The 13,157-nt window shown below is 65.4% G+C and carries 12 protein-coding genes; 4 read left to right on the forward strand and 8 right to left on the reverse strand.

Translation table 11 applies throughout. From position 1 onward, the window contains the following. Positions 1 to 82: 82 nt before the first annotated feature. From IEW81_RS04755 to IEW81_RS04775, 5 genes are all read right to left on the reverse strand, one after another. Positions 83 to 802, reverse strand: coding sequence for a LytR/AlgR family response regulator transcription factor (locus IEW81_RS04755; RefSeq protein WP_097060221.1), 720 nt, complete (start codon positions 800 to 802; stop codon positions 83 to 85). Further along, positions 799 to 2,034 (reverse strand): sensor histidine kinase, encoded by a 1,236-nt coding sequence (locus IEW81_RS04760; protein ID WP_097060220.1) that lies wholly within the window; start codon positions 2,032 to 2,034, stop codon positions 799 to 801. Before IEW81_RS04760 ends, IEW81_RS04755 begins: the two co-directional genes overlap by 4 nt. 25 nt (positions 2,035 to 2,059) lie before the next feature. Beyond that, the gene (locus tag IEW81_RS04765; protein WP_097060219.1) at positions 2,060 to 2,290 is read right to left on the reverse strand and encodes a YbdD/YjiX family protein; all 231 of its coding nucleotides are present in this window, start codon (positions 2,288 to 2,290) and stop codon (positions 2,060 to 2,062) included. Position 2,291: 1 nt separating this feature from the next. Beyond that, a complete protein-coding gene (locus IEW81_RS04770) occupies positions 2,292 to 4,559 on the reverse strand; it encodes a carbon starvation CstA family protein (RefSeq protein WP_097060218.1) in 2,268 nt (755 codons plus the stop codon). A gap of 221 nt (positions 4,560 to 4,780) precedes the next feature. Beyond that, positions 4,781 to 7,150, reverse strand: a complete 2,370-nt coding sequence (locus IEW81_RS04775; protein WP_097060217.1) for an ATP-dependent helicase — start codon at positions 7,148 to 7,150, stop codon at positions 4,781 to 4,783. Between the two features lie 228 nt (positions 7,151 to 7,378). Here IEW81_RS04775 and IEW81_RS04780 point away from each other — a divergent pair, with 228 nt between their 5' ends. After that, the gene (locus IEW81_RS04780; RefSeq protein ID WP_179691800.1) at positions 7,379 to 8,278 is read left to right on the forward strand and encodes an endonuclease domain-containing protein; all 900 of its coding nucleotides are present in this window, start codon (positions 7,379 to 7,381) and stop codon (positions 8,276 to 8,278) included. 153 nt (positions 8,279 to 8,431) lie between these two features. Here the strand turns inward: IEW81_RS04780 and IEW81_RS04785 are convergent, their stop codons facing one another. Next, entirely contained in the window at positions 8,432 to 9,403 is a 972-nt protein-coding gene (locus IEW81_RS04785) for a glycerophosphodiester phosphodiesterase family protein (RefSeq protein WP_373285370.1), read from the reverse strand. 33 nt (positions 9,404 to 9,436) lie between these two features. Between IEW81_RS04785 and IEW81_RS04790 the strand changes: the two genes are divergently transcribed. The 3 genes from IEW81_RS04790 to IEW81_RS04800 are packed head-to-tail and all read left to right on the forward strand — an operon-like array spanning position 9,437 to position 11,096. Next, positions 9,437 to 9,712 (forward strand): hypothetical protein, encoded by a 276-nt coding sequence (locus tag IEW81_RS04790; protein ID WP_143544644.1) that lies wholly within the window; start codon positions 9,437 to 9,439, stop codon positions 9,710 to 9,712. A 2-nt stretch (positions 9,713 to 9,714) separates the two neighbouring features. Next, a complete protein-coding gene (locus tag IEW81_RS04795; protein WP_097060214.1) occupies positions 9,715 to 10,230 on the forward strand; it encodes a hypothetical protein in 516 nt (171 codons plus the stop codon). A 44-nt stretch (positions 10,231 to 10,274) separates the two neighbouring features. Beyond that, positions 10,275 to 11,096 carry a Bax inhibitor-1/YccA family protein gene (locus IEW81_RS04800; protein ID WP_097060213.1) on the forward strand — a complete coding sequence of 274 codons (822 nt, stop codon included), beginning with the start codon at positions 10,275 to 10,277 and terminating at the stop codon, positions 11,094 to 11,096. Positions 11,097 to 11,154: 58 nt separating this feature from the next. Here the strand turns inward: IEW81_RS04800 and guaA are convergent, their stop codons facing one another. Further along, complete coding sequence (guaA, locus tag IEW81_RS04805; protein ID WP_097060212.1) at positions 11,155 to 12,729, reverse strand: glutamine-hydrolyzing GMP synthase; 1,575 nt, start codon at positions 12,727 to 12,729, stop codon at positions 11,155 to 11,157. Beyond that, entirely contained in the window at positions 12,726 to 13,154 is a 429-nt protein-coding gene (locus tag IEW81_RS04810) for a DUF3817 domain-containing protein (protein ID WP_097060211.1), read from the reverse strand. Before IEW81_RS04810 ends, guaA begins: the two co-directional genes overlap by 4 nt. Between the last annotated feature and the right edge of the window lie 3 nt (positions 13,155 to 13,157).

Genomic DNA, 13,157 nt, shown 5'->3' on the forward strand with positions numbered 1-13,157 from the left:
GCCGTGACTCGCCTGCGCGGCAGCAGCGGCGGTTGCGGCGGTTGCGGCGGCGGTTGCGGCGGTTGCGGCGGCGGCTCGACCGTCACGCGCGCCCACCCCTCGCCTCGAAGGCATCGCGAACCGCGGGAAGCAGTCGCCGACTCACGGGCAGGTCGACCCCTCCCACCGTGACCACCGGGTTCGACCCGACCCGCACGCTCGAGATCGAGTCGAGAGCTACCAGGAACGACCGGTGAATTCGAAGGAAGCCCGACCCGGCCCACTGGTCGCCGAGCTCGGTGATCGTAACGCGCACGATATAACTGTCATCTTCCGTGTGCAGGCGCGCGTAGTCTCCCTGCGCCTGCACGTAACGAACATCGCTGCGCCGGATGCGCCGGATCGTCGCTCCGCGGATGACCGTGATGACCTGGTCGTCCTGCGGCGAGAGTCGGCCCGGCGACAGGGCGGCCTCGATGCGGGAGACTGCCCGCTCGAGTCGCTTCTGGCGCACCGGCTTCAGCAGGAAGTCGGTGGCATCCAGGTCGAACGCGTCGACCGCCGTCTCCTCATCCGCTGTCACGAAGACGATCAGTGGAGGTGAGGCGAACAGGTTGGTCGCCCGGGCCAGGTCGAAGCCCGACAGGCCGGGCATATGGATGTCGAGCAACGCGGCATCCACCTTCTCGCTGGTGAGAATCCCCAGGGCCTCGGCCCCGGTGTTGGCGCGTCGGATCAGGGCGATGCGCGGATCCTGGCGGAGAAGGAACTCGAGGGCATCGAGGGCGGGCTCCTCGTCATCGGCGATGAGCACATCGATCATGGCGTCGGTCCCGTCATCGAGTCCGCAGTGAATTCCGCGTCGTGCATGGGCTGGGATCTCGGCACACTCATCCTGATGAGGGTGCCAGCACCGATGTTCGTCTCGATCACCAGCCCGTATTCTTCGCCGTACATCCGACGCAGCCTCGTGTCCACATTGCGCAGGCCGACATGGTCGTCCCCGCCATCGTCGCGTCGACCCGTCGAGTGGCCCAGGTGCGATTCGAGCCAGTCCGGGTCTATGCCCACCCCATTGTCTTCGACGACGATCTGCACGTTCGCCCCGATCTCCTCAGCGCTGATCGTGATCCGGCCGCCTCGTTCCCTGGCCTCCAGCCCGTGACGCACCGAGTTCTCCACGAGCGGCTGTATCGACAGGAAGGGGATCACGGCCGAGAGGGTCTCGGGTGCGATCCGCAGCATCACCTCCAGCCGATCACCGAATCGTGCCCGCTCCAGCACGAGATATGAATGGATGCTCCGCAGCTCTTCCGCAACCGTCGTGAAGTCCCCGGCCCGCCGGAACGAATACCGCGTGAAGTCGGCGAACTCGATGACCAGCTCCCGGGCTGTCGGCGGATCGGTGATGATGAACGAGGCGATCGCGTTGAGGGCGTTATAGATGAAATGCGGGCTGATCTGCGACCGGAGCGAACGCAACTCGGCCTCGGCCAGCGCCGTGCGGGATGCTTCGAGGTCACCGAGTCGCAGCTGGGCCGTGACCCACCCCGCGACCTCTCCCGTTGCGCGGACCATGGGCGCATGACGTGACGCCGCGAAAGCGATCACCACCCCGGCCACCGCTCCGTCGACGATGATCGGTGCGGCGATCGCCCAGGGAGTTGTGACCCTCGCCTCCACGGGAACCGGCAACACCCTGGTGCGAGCACCGTCGAAGGGTTCCGCGACCACGGAGGCCACGAACTCCCGCAACGACTCACCCGGGCCGTCTATCGCGACTGCACCCCGGGCATCCGCGATCGCGAGGATGTCGCAGGCCAGCAGTGTGCGCAGGTGACGGGCAGCACGCACCGCACCCTCGTCGGCAAGCCCGCCGCGCAGGTTCTCCGCGGCGCGGGATGCGAGGTGCAGTGTGCGGTAGGTCGCCTGCTCGCCATCGCTGCCGAGCTCACGCGAACCGCGAGCAAACCTGAGGGCCGCGACCACCGCGAGAGTGAGGAAGCCACCGACCAGCGCGCCCGCGATCGCGGCGATCAGCGTCGATGTGCCCATGGGTGAAGCCTAGCCACGTGCAGGCTCAGCAGCACCGAGCCCCCGGAGTCGCCTCCTGTTCCCGGTATCGCTGCACCCAGAACTCGCGCTCCGACAGTGGCGGCTCGCCGGGATGCTCCACCGCCAGATGGGCGACGTAGATCTCGTAGGCGCGATCACCCATGAGCGACGTCACGTACCAACGGATGCTGCGAGCGCCGCGGCCCGCCCAGCCCGCGAGAGCTGGCACCGTGCCCGTCACGATGCTGCCAGCCATATCAGTGTCCGGCGGTGGGTCGCTGGGCCGCAGGAAGGGCATCCCACTGCTTCTGGATCTCCTTCTCCTCGGCCGTTGCGGTCAGCCCGCTCGGCGCGAAGACGCGCGACTCCACCCTCGGATCTTCCGAACTGACGCCGCCGCCCGATCGGTACGACCGCACGGTCGCGACGATCGCGGTAGCAATCACGATGATCGCGAGCGTGACGAAGATGATCGAGAGCGTGCCCTGGATGAAGGTGTTGCGCACCACCGCCTCCATCGCTTCCACGGTCTGCGCCGTGCCCAGGGTTGTCTCCCCTGCGGCGAGTGCATCGCGGAAGGCGACGTGGTTGGCCCAGTAGCCGACCGCGGTCACCGGCGAGAAGATTTTCAGGAACGAGGCCGAAATGGTGATGACGGCGACGAACGCGAGCGGGACGGCAACCACCCAGAGCCACCTGAAGTTGTTGTTCTTGGCGATGATCGCCAGGCACACGGCGAGCGCGATCGCCGCCAGCAGCTGGTTCGCGATGCCGAACAGGGGGAACAGGGTGTTGATTCCGCCGAGCGGATCGGTGACACCCATGAGCAGGATCGCCCCCCATCCCGCGACCATGATGGCCGTCGAGATGAAGACGCCGGGTCGCCATGACGTGTTCCTGAAGGCGGGGACGATGTTGCCGATCGTGTCCTGCAGCTGGAAACGCGAGACGCGGGTTCCGGCATCAACGGCCGTCAGGATGAAGAGCGCCTCGAACATGATCGCGAAGTGGTACCAGAACGACATCATCCCGGTTCCACCGATGAGTTGGTGCATGACGTTCGCGAGTCCGAGCGCGAGTGTCGGCGCACCACCGGTGCGGGAGACGATGGATGCCTCGCCGACATCGTTGGCGGTTTGCGTGAGTTGATCCGGCGTGAGGTTGACGCCCGTGAGCCCGAGCGAGTTGACCCAGGCGACCGCACCTTCGACCGTGCCACCCGTGGCCGCGGCCGACGAGTTCATGGCGTAGTAGATGCCCTGGTCGAGCGTGACTGCCGCGACGAGCGCCATGACGGCCACCATCGACTCCATGAGCATGCCGCCGTAGCCGATGAATCGCGACTGGCGTTCCTTCTGCAGCAGCTTCGGTGTCGTTCCCGAGGCGATGAGCGCGTGGAATCCGGATAACGCACCGCAGGCGATCGTCACGAACAGGAAGGGGAACAGCGTTCCGGGAACGACGGGGCCGGTCTCACCACTGGCGAACTTGCTGAACGCAGGGACCGAGATCTCGGGCCTCACGATGACGATGGCGGCAGCCAGGAGGCCGATCACACCGATCTTCATGAAGGTCGAGAGGTAGTCGCGGGGGGCGAGCAGCAGCCAGACAGGGAGCACCGCGGCGATGAAGCCATAGATGATGAGCGCCCACGCGAGCGTGGTGCGGTCGAGGGTGAAGATCGCGACGCCCCAGTCGGTCTCGCCGACCCATCCACCACCGACGATGGCGAGCATCAGCAGCACGAACCCGATGATCGAGACCTCGGTGATGCGGCCTGGGCGGAGGAAGCGCAGGTACACGCCCATGAAGAGGGCGATCGGGATGGTCATGCCGACGCTGAACACGCCCCATGGGCTCTCGGCCAGGGCGTTGACGACCACGAGCGCGAGAATCGCGATGATGATGATCATGATGAGCAGTGAGGCCACGATCGCAGCGGTACCACCGACCTTGCCCAGTTCGTCCCGCGCCATCTGGCCCAGCGAGCGGCCGCCACGACGGGTCGAGAAGAAGAGCACGAGGTAGTCCTGCACTGCGCCGGCGAAGATCACGCCGACGATGATCCAGACGGTTCCGGGCAGGAATCCCATCTGTACGGCGAGAACCGGCCCGACGAGGGGGCCGGCACCCGCGATTGCGGCGAAGTGATGACCGAAGAGCACCCTGCGGTCGGTCTGGACGAAGTCCTTACCGTCCGCCTTGTACTCCGCGGGGGTCGCCCTGGTGTCATCCGGCTTCGTGATGAACTTCTGGATCACCTTGGAGTAGAACCGGTAGGCGATCAGGTACGAGCAGAGAGCCGCGAACACGAACCAGATGGCATTGACGGTCTCGCCGCGCACGATGGCGAGCATCGTCCACGAGACCCCGCCGAGAAGGGCGATCGCCGCCCACAGGATGATCCTCGGCGGCGTCCACGACTTCTTCGCGGACGGTACTTGGTCAACGGAACGAGGGGGCAGTGAATCTAATGATCGGTCACCTCCCGATTTCGGGGAACGGATGGTGGGGGCCTTCGACATGATGATCTCCTGGAGGTCGCGACACTGCGTCCCTCGACGATAGGAGCAGTCGGAGGAGGGTGACCCCGGGAGGCGGTCGGCGGTGGTCTCATTGCGACGAACGGTGGCCGGTACGCGACGAGATGCGACACGATGCTTCGATCGCATCCAGGGGTTGTCGGTCTACTGCGGGGGTCAGGCTGCTGTGGAGGTCAGGCTGCTGCGGAGGCCGGACCTGCGCGTTACAACTTCTCGATGGGGGCGATCTTGATCAGCAACCGTTTCCGGCCGGCGATGTCGAACTGCACCTCGGCGACGCGCTTGGTGCCCTCGCCGGTCACGGCCGTCACCCTGCCCTCGCCGAAATCGGTGTGCCGGATGCGGTCGCCAGCCTCGAGAGTCATGTCACCGTTGTCGCGCACGAGCCCGGTCACGGCACTGGTCCACTCGGTTTTCACGCGCGGCGGCGCCGGCGGAAGCTCGTCGCGGGAGTAGCCGGAGCGCATCGCAGGGCCGCGCGCGTTCAGCGCACGGCCGCCGGGGCGGAACCCGCCGCTGCCACCGGACTGTTTCCACTCGATGAGGTCGGCCGGAATCTCCTGCAAGTAGCGGCTCGGCATGGCCACATTCACCTCGCCGAAGCTGGCTCGGGAGGTCGCCAGCGAGATGTACAGGCGCTTACGCGCACGGGTGATGCCCACGTAGAACAGTCGCCGTTCCTCCTGCAACCCCCCGGGCTCGTTGGCCGACATCCGATGCGGCAGGAGGTCTTCCTCGACACCGGTCAGGAAGACAGCATCGTATTCCAGCCCCTTCGCCGTGTGCAGGGTCATAATCGACACCGAGCCGTCCTCGTCATCGATCTCGTCGGCCGCAGCGAAGAGCGCCACCCCGGTCAGGAAGTCGATGAGCGAACCCTCGGGGTTGACCGTTGTGAACTCTTTGGTCTGCGAGACCAGTTCTTCCAGGTTCTCGGCGCGCGCCTCATCCTGCGCATCGCCGCTGCTCTTGAGGGCCTTGTGATAGCCGGTACGGTTCAGGATGTCCGTCAGGATGTCGTGCGGAGCAGCCGTCGTCGCAACCCTCCCCGCGTCATCCAGTATCGTGCCGAGCTCGACGATCGCGGCCGTCACCTTCGGCCCGAGACCGAGCTGGCCCGCATCCGCGAGCACCTCCCGAAGCGGCGTGCCGATGCGGTTCGCATGCGCCTGCATGGCCGCCTCGGTGGCAGGGCCGATGCCGCGCTTGGGCACGTTCATGATGCGGCGCAGGGCGAGGTCGTCGTCGGGGTTGGCGACCTGAATCAGGTAGGCCATCGCATCCTTGATCTCGGCACGCTCATAGAACTTTGTACCCCCGGGGATCCGATACGGGATCGCTGAGCGGATGAAGATCTCTTCCAGCGGCCGGGTCTGCGAGTTGGTCCGCACGAAGATGGCCACGTCGTTGAGGCTGCCACCGGCCGAGCGCAGCGACTCGATCTCGTCTGCCACGAACTGGGCCTCGTCGTGGCCGGAATACCCGGTGAACCCGATGATCTTCTCGCCGGCGCCCACCACCGTGAACAGGTTCTTCGCTTTGCGATCGAAATTGTTCGAGATGACGGCGTTCGCCGCGTCGAGGATGTTCTGGGTCGACCTGTAATTCTGCTCGAGCAGGATCACCTTCGAGTTCGGGAAGTCGCGTTCGAACTCGGTGATGTTGCGGATGTCGGCCCCACGGAACGCATAGATCGACTGGTCGCTGTCGCCCACGACGGTGAGCGAGGCCCCGGGGATTCCGCCGCTCGGGTCGAGCTGCATCCGGGTGTCTGCAGGCACGTTGTGCGGCGCGACCGCCCTCACAAACTCCCGGATGAGCGCGTACTGGGCGTGGTTCGTGTCCTGGTACTCATCGACGAGCACGTGCCGGAACCGGCGCTGGTAGAGCGCGGCAACATCCGGAAACGCGCGAAAGAGGTAGACGGTCTCGGCGATGATGTCGTCAAAGTCGAGCGCGTTCGCCCGGCGAAGTGCGGAGGTGTACCGCTTGAAGATCTCGACGAACCCGGCCTCTTTCGGGTCGTCCATATTGACACTGCGGGCGAAGGCATCGATGTCGGTCAATTCGTTCTTGAGCTTCGAGATGCGACTCGACGCCCCGCCGGGGGTGAAGCCGACCGTGTCTGCGCCGAGCTCCTTGATGATCCTTTTGAGAAGGGCACGCTGGTCGGCGGTGTCGTAGATGGTGAAACTCTGCTTCATGCCCATCGATTCAGCCTGCCGACGCAGGATGCGCGTGCAGGCGGAATGGAACGTCGAGATCCACATGCCCTCGGCCGCATCCCCGACGAGAGATTTCACGCGCTCCCGCATCTCGGCGGCCGCCTTGTTCGTGAACGTGATCGCGAGGATCTGGCTCGGCCAGGCCTCGCGGGTCTGGAGCAGGCCGGCGATGCGACGGGTGAGCACGCTCGTCTTGCCCGAGCCCGCACCCGCCACGATCAGCAGCGACTGCCCGCGGTATGTGACGGCCTCACGCTGCTGGGGATTGAGTCCGTCGAGCAGGGCGTTGTCGATCCCGCCAGCTGTCGCGCGGCCGGGCTGCTCGAACGAGTCAAGAAGGTAAGTCATCGCCCGCAATTCTAGGCGCGACCGCTGACGCCGGTGGTTCGAGCGTCACCGCTGCCTGAGCCGCGCTCCCTATTCACCAAATGAAGGAGTTTTCCGCGCTCACGTGCTGTGCGCCCCGCAAAACTGCCCGCGACGACGACATCTCCTTCATTGGGGAAGCGGATGAGGCTTTTCCACTACTGCGGTAACCCGTGGCAGTGGCCAGTCGAACGGCGCGACAGTTGCACCATGACCACTGCTGGGACCCGCACCGGGATCCGAAGTACACCCGTGCGAGCATCCGTCACCGCCCTGGGTGGGCTCGCCGCCACGTTCGAGCTGCACGCCCGCGGCCACTCGCGACACGACATCGCGGCTGCCGTCCGATCCGGTTCGATCCTGCGTGTTCGCCAGGGCTGGTACTCGCATCACGACGTGCACCCGTCCGCTCTGGAGGCCGCCAGGGTGGGCGGGCGGCTCACGTGCCTGTCCGCACTCGATCTGCACGGCGCGGGGCTCGTCGCCGACCCGGGGCTGCATGTCTCGGTTGCAGGCAACGCCTGCAGGCTCAGGATGCCCCGCGACGGCCATACACGTATTACGGCCGCCGCAGCATCCGGAGTGGTCGTGCACTGGCGAACCCAGGAGGCGACCGGCCGACTCCTGCTGCCACCGCTGGCGGCGATCCGGGACCTGATCGCGTGCCAGCCAGCCGATATCGTGTCGGCCCTGGTCGGGGTGCTGCTGCGCCAGCGACCCGAATTGTGGCCGCAGTGGAGGGAATTCATCTCCACAGTCCCTGTCGTGCACCAACCGTGGTTGCTGCGCATCGATTCGACTTGCGAGTCAGGCATCGAAGGACTGTTCTGGTTCAGGATGCGGGATCACCCGATTTCGCTGCGACGCCAGGTCGCCATCCCGACCGTAGGGCGAATCGATTTTCTCGTCGGCACGAAGCTCGTGGTCGAGGTCGACGGTGCCGAGTATCACACCAGCCCCGAGAGGTTCGAGGCTGACCGCCGCCGGGACGCCATGCTGAGTTCTTTGGGCTACCGGGTGCTGCGGTTCAGCTACGCGCAGGTGATGTTCCGGTGGCCGGAGGTAGAGCTCGCCCTGCTGGCCGCGGTGGCCCGCGGCGACCAGCACTGACGCCCCAGGTCCCGCTCGATTACCCAAATGAAGGAGTTTTGGCCGAGTCGGGGGCTGGCTTCTGCTGCCTAGGCCCCTGTCGGTGAAATCTCCTTCATTTGGGTAAGGGAAAGGGAAGGGCGGGACGGGAGACTGCTGCCGCCCGGGCTGGCATCAGTCTGCGAGCACCTCACGCACGAGGTCTGGCTGGTCGGCGAACACCCCATCCACGCCCACGTCCAGGATGCGCCTGAACTCTCCGCGCCAGTCGCCCCACGCGGCGGGATCGGTTCCACGCCGGAAGCCGCCGCCCAGGAAGCGGTTCTCAGCCCGAAGGGTCCACGTGAAGACGTCGAGCCCCGAGTCGTGTGCACGATCGACGAACGCGCGACCCGTGTCGGCCAGGAGCAACTTCTTCTCGACGCTCACCCCATCCACCTCCTCGGCCAGCCAGCCCAGACCGGCGACCTCGAGGTGGTCGGCATATGATCGCGCGTCGTTCCCGTCGCGCGCGACCAGGTCGGCGGGTGCTCCGGATGCCTCGGCCAGGAACACCGATCGCCCCGGAACCCCCCTGCCGCGGATCTGGCCGAGCACGGTCTGTTCGAAACTTTCCACCACGAGATTGTCTTCGGTGGCCCACCCGGTGATCTCGGCGGCGAACAGCTCATCCATCGGCAACCCGATCGACGCGAAGTAGGTGGCGTGCTTGATCTCGGCGACCATGACGCCCGGCCGGTCCTGTGCGTCGATGATGCCGAAGAGATCGATGAGCCTGAGGATCGGGAACACGCCGTCGAAGGTGGCGCTCTCGCTCCGGATGCCCGGCAGCCGTTCCACCGCACGCAGCGACCGAAGCTCCGCCCACGTGAAATCCTCAGTGAACCAGCCGTTCTGGGTGACCCCGTCGACGGTCTTCGTGGTGCGCCTTTGGGCGAATTCGGGGTGCTTCGCAACATCCGTCGTCCCGGAGATCTCGTTCTCGTGCCTCACCACCAGCACGCCGTCTTTCGTTGGCACCAGGTCAGGCTCGATGGCGTCCGCGCCGAGTTCGAACGCGAGTTCGAACGCGCCGCGGCTGTGTTCGGGCCGATAGCCGCTTGCTCCGCGGTGGGCGATCACGAGAAGACTGCGTTGGGGGGCCACGCCACAAGGGTAGGCCCCGAGTAGCATTCGGATATGCCCGCCTGCGTCTCGTGCTCCACGGAGCTTGACCCGCTGTGGAACTACTGCGTCAACTGCGGAACTCCGGTCGTCAGGGCAGAGTCTCGACAGGCAGAACCTCGACCGGCAGAACCTCGACCGGCAGAGTCGATCCCCGGGGCCATCCGGCCGGAGCAGCCGTCAGTGATCGCCCCCTCCCGTACCCTCCCCCGGTCCGCCCTCCTCGTCATCGTCCTGGCGGTCGTCGGTGCCGTCGGTTCGTTCTTCGCCGCTGCAGCGGCACTCCGCTGACTGTGGCTGCATCGCTCTGGCGCGAGCCGACCTCGATGCTGTCCCTTCGCTGGGGCACCTACCGAGGCCGCTACTTGGCCGGCCTCCTGCTCATCGTCGGCGGCGCCGTGCAGCTCCAGGGCTCGAATACGTGGACCCTCCCGCTGCTATTGATCGGCACTACGGCTCACATCGTCGGCTGGTCGATCATGCCGGCGCGCGGCTGGCGCAGGATGCTCGTGATCGTGCCCGCGACTGTGCAGATCTGGCTGCTGCTGACAGGGCCGGCATCCGTATGGATGTTCGTCATTCCCTACCTGTGCTGGATGCTCGTGCGGCACCGACCCGCCCGAAGCTACCTGACCGTGCTGCTGCCGCTCGCGAACGGTTTCGTCATCCCCCAGTTCACCATGGAGTACTCGGGTATGCCGGTGGCGCTGGCCGTCTCCATGACGGTGTTCGTGGGTGCGGCGTGGCTTGCGAGGCTGATCGCTGTAGGCGCACAGACACCCAGCACATCTTCAACGCTTATCCGCTAAATTTGACATAACGATGGCCGAAAGGCCGAAGGAGACGACCAACAATGGCCATGTCCAATCCCGCATTCAGCGCGAAGTCTTTCGCGAGCCCGGCAACTGCTGCCGGCAGGATGAATACCACCGTGCAGCCCGGGCTCAGCGCTGAGCAGCTCCAGGAGATCTACAACCGTCCGGCGGGCGGTGCTTCAGACACCGAGCGCATGACCTACGAGAACACCATTCTCAAGACCGTCATCACCCTCGCCTTCGTCGTCGCCGGGGCGGCGGTCGGATTCGTGGTGCCCGTCCTGGCCATACCGTTCGCGATCGTCGGTTTCGTGCTCGCGCTGGTCAACATCTTCAAGAAGCAGCCGTCACCGGCTTTGGTCATCGCCTTCGCGGTGGCCCAGGGAATCTTCGTCGGTGGCCTCTCACGCATCGTCGAGGCCACGGCTCCTGGCATCATCTTCCAGGCGCTCGTCGGTACAGCTATCGTCTTCGGCGTCACACTCGCTCTCTTCGCAAGCGGCAAGGTTCGTGCGTCGAAGAAGGCCACGAAGATCTTCATGATCGCGGGAATCTCCTACGCTGCGCTGTCGCTGGTCAACCTCATCACCCAGCTGACCGGCCTCAACGACAACCCGTGGGGCATCAACGGCACCTCCATCCCCGGCACTGACATCCCGTTCGGCCTGATCATCGGCCCGATCGCGATCCTCATGGGCGCGTACTCGCTCGTGCTCGACTTCACCTCGGTGAAGCAGGGCGTGGATGGTGGAGCACCCAGCCGCTGGGGCTGGAAGGCCGCCTTCGGTATCACGCTGACGATCATCTGGCTCTACATCGAGATACTGCGCCTGATCTCGATCCTGCGGGGCAGCAACTAGTTTCGGTTACGCGAATGGCCGCCCCTCGGGGCGGCCATTCGTCGTTAAGCCGTGGGAGCTACTCCCACTCGATGGTTCCCGGCGGCTTCGAGGTGACGTCGAGCACCACCCGGTTCACTCCGGGAACCTCGTTGGTGATGCGGTTCGAGATCTTTGCGAGCACGTCATAGGGAAGCCGCGTCCAGTCGGCGGTCATCGCGTCTTCAGATGACACGGGCCTCAACACGATGGGGTGACCGTAGGTGCGACCATCGCCCTGCACTCCAACGCTCCGAACGTCTGCGAGCAGAACGACCGGGCATTGCCAGATCTCGTTATCGAGACCGGCCGCGCTCAATTCGAAGCGAGCTATCGCATCCGCCGAACGGAGCAGCTCGAGTCGCTCACGGGTAACCTCGCCCACGATGCGGATCCCGAGGCCTGGCCCCGGAAACGGCTGGCGACCCACGATGACCTCCGGCAGGCCGAGTTCGCGACCGATGGCTCGCACCTCGTCTTTGAAGAGGGTGCGCAGCGGTTCGACGAGCGAGAATTTCAGGTCTTCGGGAAGCCCGCCGACGTTGTGGTGACTCTTGATGTTGGCCGTGCCGGTGCCGCCACCGGACTCGACCACGTCGGGGTACAGGGTGCCCTGCACGAGGAAGTCGATGGAGGCACCGTCACCCTGCGCTTCAAGCACGAGCGCCTCGGCCGCGTTCTCGAATGACCTGATGAACTCGCGCCCGATGATCTTGCGCTTCGTCTCGGGGTCGGTCACTCCGGCGAGCGCATCGAGGAACTGGTCGACGGCATCCACCGTAACGAGGCGCACTCCGGTGGAGGCGACGTAGTCTTCCTCGACCTGGCGGCGTTCATCCTGTCTCAGCAGGCCGTGGTCGACGAAAATACAAACCAGCTGGTCACCGACAGCCTTGTGCACGATCGCGGCGGCCACCGCAGAATCGACACCACCGGACAGCCCGCAGATCACCCGTGACGTGCCGACCTGCTCGCGGATGCGAGCGACCTGCTCGTCGATGACGTTCGCGCTGTTCCAGTCGGCAGGGATACCGGCTGCCGTGTGCAGAAAGTTCTCGAGTACGCGCTGGCCGAATTCCGAATGCTTGACCTCAGGATGCCACTGCACTCCGTAGAGACGACGCTCATCGCTCGCGAACGCTGCCACCGGCGTCGAGGCGCTCGAGGCGAGCACGGCGAACCCGTCCGGCGCGCGGGAGACTGAATCCCCATGGCTCATCCACGTCGTCTGGAGGCTCGGCTGGTCCCCGAGCAGCATGCTCGTGCCGGGCGTGAGCGTAACATCCGTCGCTCCGTATTCGCGCAGGCCCGTGTTGGCTACCTCGCCGCCGAGCTGCTGGGCCATTACCTGGAAGCCGTAGCAGATGCCGAGCACAGGGACGCCGAGGCCCAGGATCGCGGGGTCGAGGGTGGGCGATCCTGCGTCGTAGACACTGGACGGCCCACCACTCAGCACGATGCCGAGCGGGTTCTTTTCGGCGACCTCTGCCGCGGTGATCGTGTGGGGCACGATCTCGCTGTAGACGCTCGCCTCACGCACCCGACGCGCGATCAGTTGTGCATACTGCGCCCCGAAGTCGACGACCAGGACGGGACGGGCTTCTGTGGAGGTCATGCGTCAACCTTCGGCTGGGTCTCGAGGGTGGCGATCGCGGCCATGGCGTCTTTCGGCACGCGGCGCTCGAAATAGAACGAGAGGAACGGGATGACCCCGCCGAGCGCTATCAGCAGGAACCGTGTGAACGACCAGCGGATAAGCCGCCACATCACGAAATCGGTACCGAGATAGAGCACGTAGAACCAGCCGTGGGCGATCAGGATCAGGGTCGACAGGTTTACGCCGTCGATGAGATCCTTCGGGGTGAGTGCGAGGAATCCGTAGGGGCCGAGAAGCTCGATGTCTACACCGAATCCGTAGCGGAACACCATCATGAGCAGGAGGAGCAACAGGAATGTGCCGGTGATGTACGACGACACCTTGTAGATGGAGACCGTGCGTCGGATTCTGGCGACGTCTTCTGGCCTGGGACCGATGGGCATTTC

The sequence above is a fragment of the Salinibacterium xinjiangense genome, from assembly GCF_014645015.1.
GTDB classification, from domain to species: Bacteria; Actinomycetota; Actinomycetes; order Actinomycetales; family Microbacteriaceae; genus Rhodoglobus; species Rhodoglobus xinjiangensis.